Origin of the sequence: Geodermatophilus sp. CPCC 205506 (assembly GCF_051383635.1) — a bacterium.
Classification (GTDB): Bacteria; Actinomycetota; Actinomycetes; order Mycobacteriales; family Geodermatophilaceae; genus Geodermatophilus.
Window position 1 is genome coordinate 15046 of sequence record NZ_JALPKP010000008.1, and the last position, 19131, is coordinate 34176.

The 19131-nt window shown below is 73.3% G+C and carries 16 protein-coding genes; 11 read left to right on the forward strand and 5 right to left on the reverse strand.

Going from position 1 to position 19131, the window contains the following annotated elements; genetic code table 11:
• Positions 1-125: 125 nt before the first annotated feature.
• From MY520_RS06380 to MY520_RS06400, 5 genes are all read left to right on the forward strand, one after another.
• Positions 126-1376, forward strand: coding sequence for an extracellular solute-binding protein (locus MY520_RS06380; protein WP_436691229.1), 1251 nt, complete (start codon positions 126-128; stop codon positions 1374-1376).
• Positions 1373-2335 carry a carbohydrate ABC transporter permease gene (locus MY520_RS06385; RefSeq protein ID WP_436691231.1) on the forward strand — a complete coding sequence of 321 codons (963 nt, stop codon included), beginning with the start codon at positions 1373-1375 and terminating at the stop codon, positions 2333-2335. Before MY520_RS06380 ends, MY520_RS06385 begins: the two co-directional genes overlap by 4 nt.
• Positions 2335-3168 carry a carbohydrate ABC transporter permease gene (locus MY520_RS06390; protein ID WP_436691233.1) on the forward strand — a complete coding sequence of 278 codons (834 nt, stop codon included), beginning with the start codon at positions 2335-2337 and terminating at the stop codon, positions 3166-3168. The genes MY520_RS06385 and MY520_RS06390 overlap by 1 nt, the downstream gene beginning before the upstream one ends.
• 65 nt (positions 3169-3233) lie before the next feature.
• On the forward strand, positions 3234-4508 hold the full coding sequence (locus tag MY520_RS06395) for an ABC transporter ATP-binding protein (RefSeq protein WP_436691235.1): 1275 nt from the start codon (positions 3234-3236) through the stop codon (positions 4506-4508).
• A 126-nt stretch (positions 4509-4634) separates the two neighbouring features.
• Entirely contained in the window at positions 4635-6290 is a 1656-nt protein-coding gene (locus tag MY520_RS06400; RefSeq protein ID WP_436691237.1) for a glycoside hydrolase family 13 protein, read from the forward strand.
• Here the strand turns inward: MY520_RS06400 and MY520_RS06405 are convergent.
• Together MY520_RS06405 and MY520_RS06410 are read right to left on the reverse strand one after the other, a co-directional pair.
• Complete coding sequence (locus tag MY520_RS06405) at positions 6287-6757, reverse strand: GNAT family N-acetyltransferase (RefSeq protein ID WP_436691239.1); 471 nt, start codon at positions 6755-6757, stop codon at positions 6287-6289. The two genes, MY520_RS06400 and MY520_RS06405, sit on opposite strands and share 4 nt — an antisense overlap.
• The gene (locus tag MY520_RS06410) at positions 6754-7770 is read right to left on the reverse strand and encodes a carbohydrate kinase family protein (protein ID WP_436691241.1); all 1017 of its coding nucleotides are present in this window, start codon (positions 7768-7770) and stop codon (positions 6754-6756) included. Before MY520_RS06410 ends, MY520_RS06405 begins: the two co-directional genes overlap by 4 nt.
• A gap of 144 nt (positions 7771-7914) precedes the next feature.
• Here MY520_RS06410 and MY520_RS06415 point away from each other — a divergent pair, with 144 nt between their 5' ends.
• Complete coding sequence (locus tag MY520_RS06415) at positions 7915-8760, forward strand: PspA/IM30 family protein (RefSeq protein WP_436691243.1); 846 nt, start codon at positions 7915-7917, stop codon at positions 8758-8760.
• A gap of 52 nt (positions 8761-8812) precedes the next feature.
• On the opposite strand, the gene MY520_RS06420 is transcribed toward MY520_RS06415, so the two are convergent.
• Complete coding sequence (locus MY520_RS06420; RefSeq protein ID WP_436691245.1) at positions 8813-9667, reverse strand: DNA-formamidopyrimidine glycosylase family protein; 855 nt, start codon at positions 9665-9667, stop codon at positions 8813-8815.
• Between the two features lie 94 nt (positions 9668-9761).
• Between MY520_RS06420 and MY520_RS06425 the strand changes: the two genes are divergently transcribed.
• On the forward strand, positions 9762-10343 hold the full coding sequence (locus tag MY520_RS06425; RefSeq protein WP_436691247.1) for an antibiotic biosynthesis monooxygenase: 582 nt from the start codon (positions 9762-9764) through the stop codon (positions 10341-10343).
• Positions 10344-10376: 33 nt separating this feature from the next.
• On the opposite strand, the gene MY520_RS06430 is transcribed toward MY520_RS06425, so the two are convergent.
• On the reverse strand, positions 10377-14966 hold the full coding sequence (locus tag MY520_RS06430) for an ATP-dependent helicase (RefSeq protein ID WP_436691248.1): 4590 nt from the start codon (positions 14964-14966) through the stop codon (positions 10377-10379).
• 158 nt (positions 14967-15124) lie between these two features.
• Here MY520_RS06430 and MY520_RS06435 point away from each other — a divergent pair, with 158 nt between their 5' ends.
• Positions 15125-16270: an acyl-CoA dehydrogenase family protein gene (locus tag MY520_RS06435; protein ID WP_436691249.1), complete on the forward strand. Its 1146-nt coding sequence runs from the start codon at positions 15125-15127 to the stop codon at positions 16268-16270.
• 13 nt (positions 16271-16283) lie between these two features.
• Positions 16284-17567 (forward strand): MFS transporter, encoded by a 1284-nt coding sequence (locus tag MY520_RS06440; protein ID WP_436691250.1) that lies wholly within the window; start codon positions 16284-16286, stop codon positions 17565-17567.
• Here MY520_RS06440 and MY520_RS06445 read toward each other — a convergent pair.
• The gene (locus tag MY520_RS06445) at positions 17552-17662 is read right to left on the reverse strand and encodes an LPXTG cell wall anchor domain-containing protein (protein ID WP_436691251.1); all 111 of its coding nucleotides are present in this window, start codon (positions 17660-17662) and stop codon (positions 17552-17554) included. The genes MY520_RS06440 and MY520_RS06445 overlap by 16 nt on opposite strands.
• A gap of 54 nt (positions 17663-17716) precedes the next feature.
• On the opposite strand from MY520_RS06445, the gene MY520_RS06450 reads away from it, so the two are divergent.
• Both MY520_RS06450 and recA read left to right on the forward strand, forming a co-directional pair.
• The gene (locus MY520_RS06450) at positions 17717-17911 is read left to right on the forward strand and encodes a DUF3046 domain-containing protein (RefSeq protein ID WP_436691252.1); all 195 of its coding nucleotides are present in this window, start codon (positions 17717-17719) and stop codon (positions 17909-17911) included.
• 175 nt (positions 17912-18086) lie between these two features.
• Entirely contained in the window at positions 18087-19127 is a 1041-nt protein-coding gene (gene recA, locus MY520_RS06455) for a recombinase RecA (protein WP_436691253.1), read from the forward strand.
• Positions 19128-19131 lie beyond the last annotated feature (4 nt).

Genomic DNA, 19131 nt, shown 5'->3' on the forward strand with positions numbered 1-19131 from the left:
GGGTGACCGACCGGCGTCCGAAGCCAACGGAGGCGATGACCGTGCCCGTCCATCCCGGTAGCCGGCCACGACACGGACGAGGGAGCAGCCGGCGGCGCGGCCTCGCCGGCACCGCCGCGGCGCTCGTGGCCAGCGGCACTCTGGCGGCCTGCGGCGGTAGCGGCGGCGGCGCCTCCGCGCTGACCTGGTACATCAACCCGGATTCCGGTGGCCAGGCCGAGATCGCCTCGCGCTGCACGGAGCAGGCGGATGGCCGGTACACGATCGAGGTCTCGCAGCTGCCGCGCGACTCGCCCTCGCAGCGGGAGCAGCTCGTCCGGCGTCTCGCCGCCGAGGACAGCTCCATCGACATCATGAGCCTGGACCCGCCCTACATCCCGGAGTTCGCTCAGGCCGGGTTCCTGGCCCCGGTGCCGGACGACGTCGCCGAGCGGGTCACCGAGGACGTCGTGCAGAGCGCCATCGAGGGCTCGACGTGGAACGAGGAGCTCGTCGCGATCCCGTTCTGGGCCAACACGCAGCTGCTCTGGTACCGCAAGTCGGTCGTCGAGGCCGCCGGCCTCGACATGGAGCAGCCCGTCACGTGGGATCAGATCGTCGAGGCGGCCAGGTCGACGGGGACGACCGTCAGCGCCCAGGGCATCCGCTCAGAGTCCCTCACGGTGTGGGTGAACGCGCTCACCGAGTCGGCCGGCGGCTCGATCATCGAGGAGCAGGCCGACGCTCCCGAGGACTACGAGTTCGGTCTCGTCTCCGATGCGGGGACGCGCGCCGCAGAGGTCATGCGCAGCGTAGCCGAGTCCGGGACCACCGGCGCGGCCTTCTCCACCGCCAACGAGGACTCCAACGCCACCCAGTTCGAGGGCGAGAGCGGCGGCTTCATGGTCAACTGGCCGTTCGTCTGGCCCCGCGCCCTCAGCGCCGTCGAGGCCGGCACGATGGAGCCCGACGTCCCCGACGACTACGGCTGGGCCCTCTACCCACGCGTCGACGCGGACCAGCCCAGCGCGCCACCGTACGGCGGCATCAACCTCGGGATCGGCGCCTTCGCGGAGAACGTCGACTTCGCCTTCGAGGCGGCCGAGTGCATCGTCTCCGAGGAGAACCAGGCCTACTACTTCACGACCAACGGCAACCCCGCGGCCAAGGCCTCGGTGTACGACGACCCCGAGGTCATCGAGGTGTTCCCGCAGGCGCCGGTGATCCGGGAGTCGCTCGAGCTCGCGGCCCCCCGACCGCTGACGCCGTACTACAGCGAGGTCTCCGGGTCGATCCAGCGCGAGTACCACCCGCCGGACTCGGTCGACCCGGAGCAGACACCCGAGCAGGCCACTGACCTGATCACTGCGGTTCTCGCTGGGGAGGAGTTGCTGTGAGCTCGACGACGCTCCCGCCGCGGGAGAAGACGCAACCGGTGTCGGCGCCCCCGCACGGGCTCTCCGACAGGTCACGCGCCGAACGCAAGCTCGGCTGGTTGCTGGCCGGGCCGGCCTTCATCGTGATGCTCCTCGTGACCGCCTACCCGATCATGCAGGCGGTCTACGACTCGCTGTTCTCCTACCGGCTCACCGACCCGGAGAACCGGTCGTTCAACGGCCTGCAGAACTACTGGGTCGTGCTGAGCGACGGGCTGTGGTGGCAGGCGATCTGGGTGACGGTGTTCATCACCGTGGTCACCGTCCTCGTGGAACTCGTCCTGGGCTTTGCGCTGGCCTTCGTCATGGCGAAGGCGCTCCGGTCCCTGCGGCCGGTGCTGCGTGCGGCGATCCTCATCCCGTACGCGGTCATCACGGTCGTGTCCGCCTACGCCTGGCAGTTCGCGTTCGACGTCAACACGGGATTCGTCAACAGCTGGTTCGCCTGGCTGCCCGGCGTCGCTGCGGACACCGACTGGTTCGGCGAACGGTGGACCTCGCTGCTGGTGATCTGCCTGGCCGAGATCTGGAAGACCACACCGTTCATCTCGCTCCTGCTGCTCGCCGGCCTCGCGCAGGTGCCGGAGGTCCTCCAGGAGGCGGCCAAGGTCGACGGCGCCACCGCGTGGCAACGTCTCTGGCGGGTCACCATCCCGAACATGAAGGCCGCCATCATGGTGGCGCTGCTGTTCCGCACCCTCGACGCGTTCCGGATCTTCGACAGCATCTTCATCATGACCGCCGGTGCGAACGGGACGGAATCGGTGTCCTTCCTCGCCTATCGGCAGACCATCACCCGTGTCGAGATCGGGCTGGGGTCGGCGGTCTCGGTGCTCCTGTTCCTCGCCGTCGTGCTCATCGCGTTCGGGTTCATCAAGGGGTTCAAAGTCGATCTGGCCCAGACGAGGGGAGAGCGCTGATGTCCACCAGGTCGAAGGTGTGGTGGTGGCTCGGCGGGGCGCTGATCATCATCTACTGCCTGTTCCCGATCGCCTGGATCATCTCGCTGTCGTTCAAGGCGCCCGCCGACGTCTCCAACGCGTCGTTCCTCCCCACGGATGCGTCCTGGAGCAACTACCAGGAGATCTTCACCGGGTCGGCGGCGGACCTGTTCCTGCCGGCGCTGCGCAACTCGTTCGGCATCTGCCTCATCGCGACGGCGGTCTCCTGCCTGCTGTCGATGTTCGCGGCCTACGCCATCGCACGGCTGGACTTCCCGGGCAAGAAGCTGATCCTGTCCACCGCCCTCGCCGTGGCGATCTTCCCGGTGATCTCGATCGTCACGCCGCTGTTCAACGTCTGGCGGCAGATCGGTCTCTACGACACGTGGCTGGGCCTGATCATCCCGTACCTGTCCCTGACGCTGCCCATCTCCATCTGGACCATGTCGGCCTTCTTCCGCGAGATCCCGTGGGAGATGGAGCAGGCCGCGCAGGTCGACGGCGCCACGACGTGGCAGGCCTTCCGCCGCGTCATCGTGCCGCTGGCCGCCCCCGGCGTCTTCACGACGGCGATCATCGCGTTCTTCATCGCGTGGAACGACTTCGCCTACGGCATCTCGCTGACGTCGACCGACGCGTCGCGCCCGGTTCCGGCGGCGCTCGGCCTGTTCTCGGGCGCGTCGCAGTTCGAGGATCCCACCACCGTGATCGCCGCGGCCGCGGTCGTCGTGACCATCCCGGTCGTCGTGCTGGTGCTCCTGTTCCAGCGGCGCATCGTCGCCGGCCTGACCAACGGCGCTGTCAAGGGCTGAGCGTTCCCAGACTCTGCACCGACCGACCCACCGAAGGTGGATCGACTCATCGAAGGGCGAGACCCATGGCCTCCATCGAGATGCGCAACATCGTCAAGCAGTACGGCGACGGTTTCCCCGCCGTGAACGACGTCAGCCTGGACATCGCCGACGGGGAGTTCATGATCCTGGTCGGCCCGTCCGGGTGCGGGAAGTCCACCCTGCTGCGGATGATCGTGGGCCTCGAGGACATCACCAGCGGCGACATGATCATCGGCGGGAAGCGGGTCAACGACCTCGCGCCGCGCGACCGCAACCTGTCGATGGTCTTCCAGAACTACGCGCTCTACCCGCACATGACGGTGTACGAGAACATCGCCTTCCCGCTCCGGCTGTCCAAGACCCCGGACGACGAGGTCCGCCGCCGGGTCACCGAGGCCTCGGACGTGCTCGAGCTCAAGGAGCACCTGGAGCGCAAGCCGGCCAACCTCTCCGGCGGTCAGCGGCAGCGGGTCGCGATGGGACGCGCCATCGTGCGGCAGGCCGAGGCGTTCCTCTTCGACGAGCCGCTGTCGAACCTCGACGCCAAGCTGCGCGGCCAGATGCGCACGGAGATCTCCCGGCTGCAGCGGCGGCTCGGCATCACCACCGTCTACGTCACCCACGACCAGACCGAGGCGATGACGCTCGGCGACCGGGTCTGCGTCCTGCGCAAGGGCAAGATCCAGCAGGTCGCGTCTCCTCGCGAGCTCTACGAGCAGCCGGTGAACCTCTTCGTCGCCGGGTTCATCGGCTCGCCGCCGATGAACTTCCTGCCGGCCACCCTCGAGGGCGACCGCCTGCAGACGCCGTTCGGCCACGTGCAGCTGGACGAGCGTCGTGCCAGTGCGGTCAAGGGCCGCGACCTGCTCCTGGTCGGCATCCGGCCGGAGTACTTCGAGGACGCCTCGCTGGTCGACGAGGCCAAGCGGCCGGTGGGCTCGCTCTTCCGGGCGCGGGTCGACGTGACCGAGTGGCTGGGTGACTCGCAGTACGCCTACATCCCCTACGAGGCGCCGGAGGTCATCCGCAACCAGCTGCGGGACCTGTCCCGCGAGCTGGACTCGGAGGAGCTGCGCACCCAGGCGATCGTGTCGATCGACGCCACCAGCCGCATCCGTGAGGGGCGGGAGGCGGAGTTCTGGCTCGACAGCCGCAAGGTGCACGTCTTCGACCCGCAGTCGGGGGAGAACCTCACCCGCGACGCCGAGGCCGGCGCCCGGCTGACCCAGATGGCGACGGAGGACCGGGTGGAGCAGGTGCAGGACGCGCAGGCGTCGGGGCAGACGGTCGGCGGCTCGCACCGCGCCGGCGCGGCCTGACCCGGGAGCAGCGTCGCCGGCGGCCGACCGGGCCGCCGGCGACGCTGCTCCACTTCCACCGAGAACCCCACACGTCCCCCCGGTCCGGCGTCCGCCGGGCCGGGGGTCGAGCACGCCTGGAGCACGATGCCCGCCACCGCCGGGGAGGGACGCCGCCCGTGGTGGCGGACCGCCGTCGTCTACGAGGTCTACCTGCGCAGCTTCGCCGACTCCGACGGGAACGGCCTCGGTGACGTGAACGGCCTGCGCGGCCGCCTGGCGCACCTGGTCGACCTCGGCGTCGACGCCGTCTGGATCACCCCCTGGTACCCGTCGCCCATGGCCGACGGCGGCTACGACGTCAGCGACTACCGGGACATCGACCCCCGCGTCGGCACCCTGGCCGACGTGGACGCGCTGCTCGCCGAGGCGCACGCCGCGGGTCTGCGGGTCGTCATCGACCTGGTGGCCAACCACACCTCCGCCGAGCACCCGTGGTTCGCGGCGGCCGTGGCCGGCGGCCCCGGTGCGCCGGAGCGGGCCCGCTACTTCTTCCGCGACGGTCGGGCGGGGGGCGCCGAACCGCCCAACGACTGGATCAGCGCGTTCGGCGGCCGGGCCTGGACCCGCGTGACGGAGCCCGACGGCCGTCCCGGGCAGTGGTACCTGCACCTGTTCGCCCCGGAACAGCCGGACCTCGACTGGGACGACATCACGGTCCAGGAGGAGTTCGACGACATCCTCCGGTTCTGGCTGGACCGCGGCGTCGACGGCATCCGGGTCGACGCCGCGCCGGCGATGGCGAAGCTGCCGGGCCTGCCGGACGCCGGTCACCGGCCCGGCGCGCTGTTCGAGTCGAGCGCCTGGGTCGACAACCCGCACTGGGACGTCGACGAGGTGCACGAGATCTTCCGCCGCTGGCGCCGGATCGGGGACACCTACGACGGCGACCGTCTCTTCGTCTCCGAGGCCGTGGTGAACGGCCCCGAGCGGCTCAGCCGGTACGTGCGGCCGGACGAGCTGCACACCACCTTCAACTTCGACTACCTGAAGGCACCCTGGGACGCCGGCAGCATCCGTGCGGTCATCGAGGGGACGCTCGCCGCGCTGGCGCCGGTCGGCGCCCCGGCCACCTGGGTGCTGTCGAGCCACGACGAGACCCGGCACGTCACCCGCTTCGGCCGCGTCAGCAGCGGCGCCGCCACGATGGGCTTCGACGCGTCGGCGCCCGCCGACCTGGAACTGGGGCTGCGCCGGGCCCGGGCCGCCGCGCTCCTGACGCTGGCGCTGCCGGGTGGGGCCTACCTGTACCAGGGCGAGGAGCTCGGGCTGCCGGAGGTGGAGGACCTCCCCGAGGAGGTCCTGCAGGACCCCACCTGGGAGCGCTCGGGTCGCACGGCCCGCGGCCGGGACGGCTGCCGGGTGCCGCTGCCCTGGTCGGGGGACCGGCCGCCGTTCGGGTTCTCGGCCGACGGCGTCCAGCCGTGGCTGCCCCAGCCGGAGTCGTGGCGCGGGCTCACCGTCGCCGCGCAGCGGGAGGACCCGTCGTCCACGCTCTCGCTGTACCGCGATGCGCTGCGGCTGCGCCGGTCACTGCACGGTCTCGCGGACGACGCACCCCTGACCTGGCACGAGGTCGGACCCGACGTCGTGGCCTTCGACCGCGGACCGGCGTTCCGGTGCGTGGTGAACATGTCGGCCCGCCCCCTCCCGCTGGCCGGCCTCGGACGTCCGGTCCTCCGCAGCGGGGACGACGGCGACGCCCTGCCACCGGACACCGCGGCCTGGCTCGTGACCGGCTAGCCGCGGAGGGAGCGGGTCAGCACCAGGCGGTCCTGCCCCGGCCCGGCGCGGTCGCGCGACAGGTGCGCGCTCGCGCCCAGCGCGGTGGCGAACCCGACCGCGGCGACGTCGTCCGGACGCGCCGTGGCCTGGACGACGCGCGCCCCGGTCTCTCCCGCCAGCCGGTCGAACCAGCCCACCAGGCGGCGGCCCAGGCCGGTCCACCTCCGGTCGGACCGCACCGCGAGCAGGTGGAGGTAGGCCAGCCGGTCGACGGTGACCACGCCGAGCAGGTAGCCCGCGTCGGTTCCCTCGGCGCTGCGGGCGAGCACGCCGAAACCGCCGAACTGGTCGAACCACACCGGGTCGTGCAGGGCCCGGGTGTCGGTGTCCCAGAAGTGCTCGTGGGCGGCGAGCAGCCGGGCCCGGACGACGGTCGCCGAGAGCTCGGCGAACCCGACGAGGGCCACCTCGTCGGCGGCGGTCACCTGCGGGCTGCCGCCAGCTCGTCGCGGGTCGGTGGGTCGGCGCCCACACGGGTGCAGTTGAGCGCCGCCACCAGCGCGGCGTCGTCGACGATGGGCAGCAGCCGCTCGTCGGGGAGTTCCTGCAGCGCGGTCCGGGTCGTGACGCCGGCGGCCAGGAGCCCGGCGAACAGCCCGGCGGCCAGCGAGTCGCCGGCGCCCACGGTGTCGACGACGTCCACCGGAGGCGGCTCGCGGTGCAGCAGCGCGCGGCCCGGCCGGGCGATCCGCAACGGTGCGCCGCCGTCGGTGAGCACCACCAGCGCCGCTCCACGGTCGGCCCAGCGCAGCGCGGTCGCGTCCAGGTCATCGCCGGCGTCGGGCTCGAGCCAGTGCAGGTCCTCGGCGCTCACCTTGACCACGTCGGCCCGGGCGAGCAGCCGGTCCAGGCGGGCACGGACCTCGGCGCGGCTGTTGCCCAGCGCGGTCCCGACCGGCCCGTCGGCGAGCATCGGGCGGACGTTGGGGTCGACGCTGATCAGCGCGCGGTCCTCGGCGGCGACCCGCTCGACGAGCCGGGCGATCGCGTCGCAGCCGGGCGGGGTCCAGCTGGAGATGGAGCCGACGTGCAGGATGGCCGTCTCCTCGGGGAGGACGGCGGCCAGCTCCTCGTCGGTCCACTGCCAGTCGGCCGCGCCGAGGACGTGGAAGCCGTAGTCGGGTGAGCCGTCCGCGCCCAGGCCCACGACGGCCAGGCTGACCGGCTCGTCGGCGGCCACGAACCCGCCCGGGTCGACCCCGGACAGCTCCGCGTGCCGGCGCAGCGCCGGGGCGAGGGGGCCGGTGCCGAGCCGGGCCAGCAGCCGCACCGCCACCCCGAGCCGCCCGGCCGCCACCGCGACGTTGAGCGCGTTGCCGCCGGGTCGTGCCACGTACCGCGGCGCGGTGCCCTCCGGCCCGGCGTCCGCCGTGGGATCGGGCAGCAGATCGACGACCAGTTCACCCAGGACGCTCAACACCGGGCTCTCGGTGGACACCCCGAGACCCTAACGGGGGAGGGCCGGGGACGTCCCTGGTGGCTCACGGCCCGGCAGACCTGGGACGATGACGGGGACGACCATCGCTGCGGCCCGCCGGCCGGGGGATGACCGGTGGACGATCCGCGCCGATCAGGAGGACCGATGCCCAACCCGTTCGTGAAGATGTGGAAGTACCTCACGGCCTCCGCCAACGCCAAGATCGACGAGAAGGCCGATCCGAAGATCCAGATCGCCCAGGCGATCGAGGCCGAGCAGCAGCGGCACCAGGCGCTGGCCAACCAGGCGGCCGCCGTCCTGGGCAACCAGCGGCAGCTGGAGATGCGGCTCAACCGGCAGCTCGGTGAGGTGGAGAAGCTGCAGGCCTCGGCCCGCCAGGCGCTGGTGCTGGCCGACCAGACCCGCGCCGCGGGGAACGGGGGCAAGGCCGCGGAGTACGAGAACGCCGCGCAGGCCTTCGCCACCCAGCTGGTGGCCGCCGAGCAGGCGATGGAGGACCTCAAGCGCAGCCACGACGAGGCGCTGCAGGCCGCCGAGCAGGCCCGCGGTGCGGTCGAGCAGAGCCGCATGCGCCTGCAGACGACGCTGGCCGAGCGCACCAAGCTGATGAGCCAGCTCGAGCAGGCCAAGATGCAGGAGCACGTCGCCGCGTCGCTCAAGCAGGTCAACGAGCTGTCGGCACCGGGGAACACGCCCAGCCTGTCGGAGGTCCGCGACAAGATCGAGGCGCGGTACGCCAACGCCCTGGGGCAGGCCGAGCTCGCGCAGACCTCGGTCGAGGGCCGGATGCTCGAGGTGCAGAAGGCCACGCTCGACGTCGCCGGGGCCTCCCGCCTCGACCAGATCCGGGCCTCCATGGGCCAGCCCTCGGGGCCGGCCGCGGTCACCGGCGGATCTGTCGGGCCGGCGCTGGAGAAGGGGTCGCCGACGGTCGAGACCCCGGCATCGCAGCCGGTGGCCCAGCCCGCCGAACGCCCGGAGCAGCAGTAGAGGACCCCCTCCTACCCACCCCTCGCACGCTCGGGGGGCTGGAGGGGCCGCCTCAGGGCGCGCTGGGCAGCGGTGGTGGCCGGCCGGGCTCGCCGGTGCGCGCGGACGGGTCGATCGGCGAGCGTGCGGCCTGGCAGCGCGGGCACCAGTAGGTGACGCGTTCCTGCAGGTCCGGGCCCTGGTCGCCGCGCAGGATCGCCGTGCCGCAGCGGCGGCACGGGCGGTCCTTGTGGCCGTAGACCCAGTGGTGCCGGCCGCGACGCAGGTCGCCCGTGGTGCTCTGCTCGGGGTGCTCGCGATTGGCCAGCATCAGCGTGCGGGCGCGCTCGACCAGTCCGCCGAGGTCGGCGACGTCGGCCACCCGCGCCCACGGGTGGACGCCGCAGAGGAACAGCGACTCGACCTTGTAGAGGTTCCCGATGCCGGCCAGGTTGCGCTGGTCGAGGAGGGCGACCCCGATCTGCTCGTCGGGGTGGGCCAGGAGCCGCCGCAGCGCCTCCTGGAGATCCCAGTCGGGAGCCAGGACGTCGGGGCCGAGGTGACCGACCAGCTGGTCCTCGTGGGCGGTGCGGACCATGGCGATGTCGTGCAGCCGGTAGCCGACGCACTCCCACTCGTCGGTGGCGAGCACCGCCCGGACGGCGAACGCGGGGCCGCCGCGCCACTTCGCGCCGGGCCGGTAGATGTGCCAGCTGCCGTCCATCCGGAAGTGGGTGCGCAGCGTCCAGCCGTCGGCGAAGCGGACCAGCAGGTGCTTTCCGCGGGGCACGACCTCGGTGACGGTCGAGCCGGCGAGGTCGGTCGCGGCCAGCTGGGGCACGCGCAGCTCGCCGCGGCGCAGCGTCGAGCCGGCGAGGGCGGTGTTCATCCGCTTCGCCGCCAGCCAGACGGTGTCTCCCTCGGGCACGCCGCCAGTGTCCCCTCCGGGCCGGTGAGCTGCTGTGACACCGCCGACAGCCGGGATGACCGGCGGGTCTCTCAGCGCTGAGGTGTCCGTGGCCGTGACAACCCTGCTCCGCTCCCGCCTGTCCCGCCAGGAGGTCGCGGGCCGGACTCCCGAGCCGGTGACCGTCACCGTCGCCCGCGTCGTCCGCCCGCACCGGCGGCAGGCCTTCGAGCGGTGGGCCGCCGACGTCCTCGCGCTGGCCGCGACCTTTCCCGGCAACCTCGGCGGCACGCTGCTCAAGCCCGGGCCGGGCAGCTCGGAGTACCACCTGGTGTACCGGTTCACCGACGACGCCTGCCTGGCCGCGTGGGAGCGTTCCGAGGAGCGCCGGACCGCCCTCGAGCGGATGCAGGAGATGGTCGACGAGGAGCGGTACGCGCGGGTCGCCGGGCTGGACAGCTTCTTCACCCGGCCGGCCGCACCCGGCCCGCGCTGGCGGTCGACGGTGCTCACGATCGCCGCGGTCTTCCTCATCACCTCGACGCTGCAGCTGCTCTTGATGCCGCACCTCGGCGCCTGGCCGTGGCCGGCCCGGCTGCTGCTGTCGGCGTGCCTCGTGGTCGTGCTGCTCGGCTACGTCGTGATGCCGACGCTGACCCGCGTCTTCGCACGCTGGCTGCACCCCGCGCGCGACTGACCGCTGCTCCGGGCCGCATCTGCCGGCCTCGGATCAGGCGCGCAGGCGCAGCCCGCGGGGGGTGGCCGCGAAGCCGGCGGCCTGGAGCGCCGAGGACAGGGGTGTCGTCTCGTGCACCGACGCGCCGTCGGCCTTCTGCACGACCATCCGGCCGAGCGCACCCGCGGAGGCCGCACCGGAGAGCGCCGTCGCGGCCTCCTTGAGCAGCGTCTCGTCCTCGGTCCAGGAGAGCAGCGTCTTGCCGCCCCGCTCCACGTAGAGCACCAGGTCGCCGTCGACCAGCACGACCAGCGCCCCGGCCTTGCGCCCGGCGCGGTGGCCCGCGGCTCGCCGTCCGCCGCCGCTGCCCTCGCCGACGTCGACGGCGTCCTCCGTCCCGGCCGTGCGCTCGGGCCACGGCAGGGCCGCCCCGTACACGTTGGCCGGATCCGTCGCGGCCAGCACGATCGCACCGCCGGGTACCCGGTCCGGTGTGGCGAAGCTGCGCAGCCGGTCGACCGACCCCGGCGTGCCGAACTGCGCGGCGCCGAGGGTCTCGACGAAGTAGCCGCGCCGGGCCCGGCCGTTCTCCTCGAACGCCCGCAGCACCGGGTAGACGGCGGAGAAGCCACCGGGGACCTGCTCGGCCATCACCGCGCCGCGGGTGAGCACCCCGTGCCGTTCCAGCAGGGCCTCGGCGCGGGCGGTCGTCCGCTTCGTGGGGTTGGCGTCGCGATCGGGCAGCCGTGACCAGCGGCCGGCCACCGTCGGCGGACCGGTGCGGGTCGGCATCGCCGGCCGGCCCAGCCGGGTGCGCCCGTACCGCGTGCGGTCCATCCTGGCGCGCGGCGGTGCCGGCTGCCGCTTGTGGGTGCCGCCGCCGGTCAGCCGGGTGCGGAGCGGGGCGAGGGTGTCGTTGGTGAGCACGCCGGCCCAGACGAGGTCCCACACGACGTCGGCCAGCGCGGCGTCGTCGGTGGCACCCACGAGGTCGGACAGCCCGCGGAAGAACACCGCCTGGCCGCCGGCCAGCCGCTCGAGCACGGCGGCCCCGGCGCCGCCCTCCACGGGCAGCTCCAGCGGGTCGGGGAGCAGCAACGGCGCCACGTCGGCCGGCACCAGGGTGATCCACCCGTCCCCGCCGGGCAGGCCCCCGGCCCCGGCCCACAGCACCTCCCCGGCGCTGGTCAGCTCGTCGAGCATCGCCGGGGAGTAGTCGCGGACCCGCGCGGGTAGCACCAGCGACTCCAGGGCGCTCGCGGGCACCAGGGCCCCGGCCAGCTGCTCGACCACGGCCAGCACGCCGTCCGGGCCCCGCATCCGGCTGCCGACCGACTGCCAGGACGGGGTGAACCGGGCGAGGGTGTCGATCGGCACCGGCTCCACCTCCTGGCGCAACCGGGCCAGGCTGCGCCGGCGGATCGACCGCAGCACGTCGGCGTCGCACCACTCCTGGCCGGTGCCGCCGGGGCGGAACTCGCCCGTGACCAGCCGGCCGGTGCCGACCAGCCGCTGCACGGTCGCGGTGACGACGGCGACCCCCAGCCCGAGCCGCTGGGCCACCTCGCCGGGCTGGAACGGGCCGTGGGTGCGGGCGTAGCGGCCGACGAGGTCGCCGAGCGGGTCGGGCACCGGCTCGGTGAAGACCTCGGGCACACCGACCGGCAGCGCGGTGCCCAGGGCGTCGCGCAGCCGGCCGGCGTCCTCGATGGCGACGTGGCGCTCCTCGCCCGCGATCCGCACGACCAGCGCGCGCCGGGCCGCGACCAGCTCCGCCAGCCACTCCCCGGACACGCCGCGGGCGGCGGCCTCGGCCGCGGTGAGGTCGCCGACCAGGCGCAGCAGGTCGCCCGCGCCGTCGAGGTCCCGGGGGTGGCGCGCGGCCGGCAACCGCTGCAGCTCGGCCTCGACCTCGGCCAGCGCCTCGGCGTCCAGCAGCTCCCGCAGCTCGGACCGGCCGAGCAGCTCGGCGAGCAGCCCGGTGTCGAGCGCGAGCGCCTGGGCCCGGCGCTCGGCCAGCGGCGCGTCGCCCTCGTAGAGGAACTGGCCGACGTAGCCGAACAGCAGCGACTGGGCGAAGGGGGAGGCCGACTGCGTCTGCACGTCCACGACCCGCACCCGCCGGGAGCGGACGTCCCGCATGAGCTCCTCCAGCCCGGGCACGTCGTAGACGTCCTGCAGCACCTCGCGGGCTGCCTCCAGCGTGATCGGGAAGCTGGAGAACTCGCTCGCCACCGAGAGCAGCTGGGCGGCCCGCTGCCGTTGCTGCCACAGCGGGGTGCGGCGGCGCGGGTCGCGGCGGGGGAGCAGGAGCGCGCGGGCGGCGCACTCGCGGAACCGGCTGGCGAACAGGGCGGAGCTGCCGACCTCGGCGGTCACCTCGCGCTCCACGTCGTCCGGGTCGAGGACGGCCAGATCGGCCTCGGGTGGCTCCCCGGTCGTGTCGGGGAGGCGGAGCACGATGCCGTCGTCGGAGTGCATGGACGCGACGTCCACGCCGTAGCGCTCCCGCAGCCGGGCGGCCAGCACCAGCGCCCAGGGGGCGTTGACCTGGGCGCCGAAGGGGGAGTGGACGACCAGACGCCAGTCCCCCAGCTCGTCGCGGAAGCGTTCCACGAGGAGCGTCCGGTCGTCGGGGAGGTGGCCGGTCGCCTGCTTCTGCTCGGCGAGGTAGGCCAGCAGGTTCGCCGCTCCCCACTCGTCGAGCCCGGCGGCCCGTGCGCGGTCGAGGCCGGCCTCCGGTGCGGCCGCGCCGACCTCGCGGAGGAAGGCGCCCAGTGCCCGGCCCAGCTCCAGCGGGCGGCCGGGGGCATCGCCGTGCCAGAACGGCATCTTGCCCGGCTGCCCGGGGGCGGGGCTGACCAGGACGCGGTCGTGGGTGATCTCCTCGATCCGCCACGAGGACGAGCCGAGCAGGAAGACGTCGCCGGTCCGGGACTCGTAGACCATCTCCTCGTCCAGCTCTCCGACCCGGCGCCCGCCGGTGCCCTCGCCGCCGACGAGGAAGACGCCGAACAGGCCGCGGTCGGGGATGGTGCCGCCACTGGTGACCGCCAGCCGTTGGGCGCCGCTGCGGGCGGTGAGGGTGTCGGTGACGCGGTCCCACGTCAACCGCGGCCGCAGCTCGGCGAAGGCATCGGAGGGGTAGCGGCCGGCCAGCATGTCGAGGACGGCCTGGAGCGCGGAGTCCGGCAGGGAGGCGAACGCTGCCGACCGGCGCACCAGGTCGGCCACCTCGTCGACCGTGCGCGGCCGTTCGGAGACGATCGCGACCACCTGCTGGGCGAGCACGTCGAGCGGGTTGCGCAGGTAGCGGATCGACTCGATCGCGCCGGCCTTCATCCGTTCCGCGACCAGCGCGCACTGCACCAGGTCACCCCGGTACTTGGGGAACAGCACGCCACGGCTGACCGCGCCCACCTGGTGGCCGGCCCGGCCGACTCGTTGCAGCCCCGAGGCCACCGTCGGCGGCGCCTCAACCTGGACGACCAGGTCGACGGCGCCCATGTCGATGCCCAGCTCGAGGCTGGAGGTGGCGACCACCGCGGGCAGCCGTCCCGACTTCAGCGCCTCCTCGACGACGGCCCGCTGCTCCCGGGACACCGACCCGTGGTGCGCCGCGGCCACCGGCTGCACGCCCTCGGGCACGCCGCCCCCGGAGCCCGCCTGTGCCATCAGGGCGGCGGCGTTCGTGCCCGGTGGGACCGTCTCCCCGGTCGCCCGCTCGTAGGCCAGCTCGTTGAGCCGGCTGGTCAGCCGTTCGGCCAGCCGCCGCGAGTTGGCGAAGACGATGGTGCTGCGGTGCGCCTGGACGAGGTCGAGCACACGTTCCTCGACCGCCGGCCAGATCGATGTCCGGGGCTGGTTGCCCGCCGCGGAGCCGTCCAGCTCACCGGTCGGCTGGCCCAGCGTGCTCATGTCCTCGACCGGGACGACGACCGACAGGTCCCACTGCTTGACCGATCCCGGTGCCACCACCTGCACCGGACGGCCGCCGGCCAGGAAGGTGGCCACCTCCTCGATGGGACGAACGGTCGCCGAGAGCCCGATCCGCTGGGCGGGGCGCTCCAGCAGCTCGTCCAGCCGGTCGAGGGTCACCGCCATGTGCGCGCCCCGCTTGGTGTCGGCGACGGCGTGCACCTCGTCGACGATCACCGTGTCGACACCGCGCAACGCCTCCCGGGCCGCGCTGGTGAGCAGCAGGAAGAGCGACTCGGGAGTGGTGATGAGGATGTCGGTGGGGCGGCGGGCGAACGCACGTCGCTCGTCGGCGGGGGTGTCACCGGAGCGGATGGCGACCTGGATCTCGGGGCGGGGCAGGCCCAGCCGCGCGGCGGCTTGACCGATGCCGGCCAGCGGCGCCCGCAGGTTGCGTTCGACGTCCACCGCCAGGGCCTTGAGCGGGGAGACGTAGAGCACGCGGCAGCGGGCCCGTTCGTCGGCCGGGACCGGCGTGCGGGCCAGCCGGTCGAGGGACCAGAGGAACGCGGCCAGGGTCTTGCCGGACCCCGTCGGCGCCACCACCAGCGCGTGCCCGCCACTGCTGATCGCCTCCCACGCACCCTCCTGCGCGGCAGTGGGCTCGGCGAAGGCGCCGGTGAACCACGCCCGGGTGGGCTCCGAGAACCGGTCGAGTGCGGTCACGGACCCAGTCTCCACAGGGGTACGACAGTCCGCTGGCGTGCGAGGACCACGAGGCCCGGCAGTTCCCCGCCGCCCGGCTTCCGCCGGGGACCGCACCCCGGCGGGTGCGAGGACCGGGCGCTCGGGTGAGGACGGTCGCGTCGGGCACACTGACGACCATGCGCCGTTCGCTGTACGAGGCCGAGCACCAGGACTTCCGGGAGATGGTCCGGGCCTGGGCCGAGAAGACGATCGTCCCGTTCCACGCCCAGTGGGAGAAGGACGGCATCGTGCCCCGGGTGGTGTGGACCTCCGCGGGTGCACAGGGCCTGCTCGGCATCGACATGGACGAGGAGTACGGCGGCGGCGGGGTCCGGGACTTCCGCTACCAGGCGGTCATCGACGAGGAGCTGATGCGCATCGGCGCGACCGGCGTCGGGTTCGCGCTGCACAACGACGTCGCCGGGCCGTACCTGCGGGACCTCGGCACCGAGGAGCAGCGGCGGCGCTGGCTGCCCGGCTTCTGCAGCGGCGAGCTGATCACCGCGATCGCCATGACCGAGCCGGCGGCCGGCAGCGACCTGCAGGGCATCCGGACGACGGCCCGCCGGGACGGCGACGCGTGGGTGCTCAACGGCTCGAAGACGTTCATCACCAACGGCATCAACGCCGACCTGGTCATCGTGGTGGCCCGCACGGACCCCGATGCGCCCGGCTCCAAGGGGATCAGCCTGCTGGTCGTGGAGCGGGACATGCCCGGCTTCACCCGCGGTCGCAACCTGGAGAAGGTGGGGCTCAAGGCCCAGGACACCGCCGAGCTGTTCTTCGACGGCGTGCGGGTGCCGGCGGAGAACCTGCTCGGCACGGAGAACCGCGGCTTCTACCACCTGATGGAGAACCTGCCGCAGGAGCGGCTGTCCATCGCCGTCGGCGCGGTGGCCTCGGCCGAGGCGGTGCTCACGCACACCGTCGACTACGTCACCAGCCGGACGGCGTTCGGCAAGCCGGTGAGCAGCTTCCAGAACACCCGGTTCGTGCTGGCCGAGCTGCAGACCGAGGTCACGATCGCGAGGACGTTCGTCGACGAGTGCCTGCGCCTGCTCAACGCCGGCGAGCTCACACCGGTCGACGCCGCGATGGCGAAGTACTGGACCACCGACCTGCAGAACAAGGTCGCCGACCGCTGCCTGCAGCTGCACGGCGGGTACGGCTACATGGACGAGTACTTCGTCTCCAAGGCCTGGCGCGACGCCCGCATCCAGCCGATCTACGGCGGGACGAACGAGATCATGCGGGAGATCATCGGCCGCTCCATGGGCCTGTAGGCGGGGTCCCGCGGTGAGGACCGGGGCGGCGACCGTCCTCGACCCGGTGCGGGTCCAGCGCCGGACCCTCGGCGTGCTGGGCGGCGGAGTGGCGCTCGGAGGCCTCGGCGTGACCGTCGGCATCACCGTGGGCGGTCTCCTCGCGCGGGACGTCGCCGGCACCGACACCGCGGCCGGGCTCGGGCAGACCGCGGGCGTGCTGGGTGCCGCCGTCATCGCCGTCCCGCTCGCCCGGATCAGCGACCGTGCCGGCCGTCGCACCGGGCTGGCCGCCGGGTACGCCGTCGCCGTCCTCGGCTCCGTGCTCACCGTCGTGGCCGCCGTCCTCTCGTCGCTGGCCCTGCTGCTGGTCGGGCTGTTCGCCTTCGGGGCATCCACCGCCTGCGGGCTGCAGGCGCGGTACGCCGCCGCCGACCTCGCCGAACCGGAGCACCGCGGACGGGCGCTGTCCCTCGTGGTGTGGGCGACCACGGTCGGCTCGGTGCTGGGACCCAACCTCGCCGGCCCGGGGGAGGTGCTCGGCGAGGCGCTGGGGCTGCCGCCACTCGGCGGGGCGTTCGCCATCTCGGTCGCCGTCTTCTCCCTCGTGGCGCTCGGCTTCCTCGTTCTGCTGCGCCCCGATCCGCTGCTGCTGGCCCGGCGGTTGCGCGGTGCGGGTGCGGGGTCGGGCGTCCGGGCCCGGCGCGCCACGTCGGCGGCGGTCCGGGCGGTGTGGGCCGACCCCGGGGGTCGACTCGGCCTCACCGCGGTGGTGGTGGCCCACTCCGTGATGGTCGGGGTCATGGTCATGACACCGGTGCACATGGGACACGGCGGCGGGACGGAGGGCGCCACGCTGCGCGTCATCGGGCTGGTCATCAGCGTGCACGTCGCCGGGATGTACCTGTTCTCGCCGCTGGTGGGCCTGCTCGCCGACCGCGCCGGGCGCCGGGCGACGGTCGCGGTGGCCGCCGCCCTGCTGCTCGCCGCGGCCGCGCTCGCCGGAACGGCCCCGCCGGGGGCCGCCGTCCAGCTCGGGGTGGGGCTGCTGCTGCTCGGCCTCGGCTGGTCGTGTGGGCTTATCGCCGGCTCGACGCTCGTCACCGAGGCGGTGCCGGAGGACCAGCGGCCCACCGCGCAGGGAGCGACCGACCTGCTCATGGGACTGGGCGCGGCGCTGGCCGGAGTGGCCGGCGGACCGCTGCTCGCGCTCGGGGGCTACGGCCTGGTCGCGGCCGTCTCCGCCGCCCTGGTCGCCCCGCTGGTCGCGGTGTGGGCCCGGCCGGGTACCGCAGCGGCGGCTCAGCGACCCCGGTAGTTGCGGTACAGGAGCACGAGGGAGACCAGCAGGCACAGCACGATGCCGATCTCGAGGACGAGGTCCCACGTCGACGACCCTGTGCTGGGAAACACGCCGCCAGCGTAGGAGCGGACGGCGTCCCCTGCGGGCGCGTTAACGTCGACGGCGTGCGCCTGCAGGAGTTCTGGTCCCGACTGGCCGACCACTTCGGCTCCATGCGTGCCGAGAGCGTCGCCCGGGACCACGTCTTCGCCTCCCTGGGCGGCCGGACCGCGGTGGAGGCCATCGAGGCGGGCCTGTCGGTGCGACGCGTGTGGCTGGCGATCTGCGAGGAGTACGAGGTGCCACGCAAGGAGCGGTGAGTCGGCAGACCGGGGCGTGTCACGCTGGCAGTCGAACACACGTTCGGGCTAGATTGGACGGCGCAGTCCACAGGCCGGGCGTTCCTCCACAGGTCCACCGCTTCCCCCGGAAGTGTCGGACCTCCGCCCTAGCGTCGACACCGACCCGCTTCCCCGTGATCCGAAGGTGAACACCATGGCAACGCTCGACCGCGACAAGGCCCTCGACATGGCCCTCGCCCAGATCGACAAGCAGTTCGGCAAGGGCTCGGTCATGCGGCTGGGCGACAACCCCGCGCAGGCGATCAAGGTCATCCCGACCGGTTCGATCGCCCTCGACATCGCCCTCGGCATCGGCGGCCTCCCCCGGGGCCGCGTCATCGAGGTGTACGGCCCCGAGGCCTCCGGCAAGACGACGGTCGCCCTGCACGCGGTGGCCAACGCCCAGGCGGCCGGCGGCATCGCGGCGTTCATCGACGCCGAGCACGCGCTCGACCCGGACTACGCCCGGGCCATCGGCGTCGACACCGACGCCCTGCTGGTCAGCCAGCCCGACACCGGCGAGCAGGCGCTCGAGATCGCCGACATGCTGATCCGCTCCGGCGCGCTCGACGTCATCGTCATCGACTCCGTCGCCGCGCTCGTGCCGCGGGCGGAGATCGAGGGCGAGATGGGCGACAGCCACGTCGGTCTGCAGGCCCGGCTGATGAGCCAGGCGCTGCGCAAGATCACCGGCGCGCTGAACAACTCCGGCACCACGGCGATCTTCATCAACCAGCTGCGTGAGAAGGTCGGCGTGGTCTACGGCTCACCGGAGGTCACCACCGGTGGCCGCGCCCTGAAGTTCTACTCGTCGGTCCGGCTCGACGTCCGGCGGATCGAGACCCTCAAGCAGGGCACCGACGCCGTCGGCAGCCGGGTCCGGGTCAAGGTCGTGAAGAACAAGGTGGCCGCGCCGTTCAAGCAGGCCGAGCTCGACCTCATCTGGGGCCTCGGCTTCAGCCGGGAGGGTGGCCTGATCGACGCCGGCGTCGAGCAGGGCTTCATCCGCAAGTCCGGTGCCTGGTACACGTACGAGGGCGACCAGCTCGGCCAGGGCAAGGAGAACGTCCGCACCTTCCTGCGGGACAACCCCGACCTCGCCGACGAGATCGAGAAGAAGGTCAAGGAGAAGCTGGGTATCGGTGCGCAGCTCGACGCGCCCGCCGCCGACCCCACCGACCCCGTCGACTTCTGAGCCG

Coding starts and splice junctions, on each gene's coding strand:
- MY520_RS06390 (WP_436691233.1), top strand. CDS start 2,335: ATGTCCACCAGGTCGAAGGTGTGGTGGTGGCTCGGCGGGGCGCTGATC.
- MY520_RS06395 (WP_436691235.1), top strand. CDS start 3,234: ATGGCCTCCATCGAGATGCGCAACATCGTCAAGCAGTACGGCGACGGT.
- MY520_RS06400 (WP_436691237.1), top strand. CDS start 4,635: ATGCCCGCCACCGCCGGGGAGGGACGCCGCCCGTGGTGGCGGACCGCC.
- MY520_RS06415 (WP_436691243.1), top strand. CDS start 7,915: ATGCCCAACCCGTTCGTGAAGATGTGGAAGTACCTCACGGCCTCCGCC.
- MY520_RS06435 (WP_436691249.1), top strand. CDS start 15,125: ATGCGCCGTTCGCTGTACGAGGCCGAGCACCAGGACTTCCGGGAGATG.
- recA (WP_436691253.1), top strand. CDS start 18,087: ATGGCAACGCTCGACCGCGACAAGGCCCTCGACATGGCCCTCGCCCAG.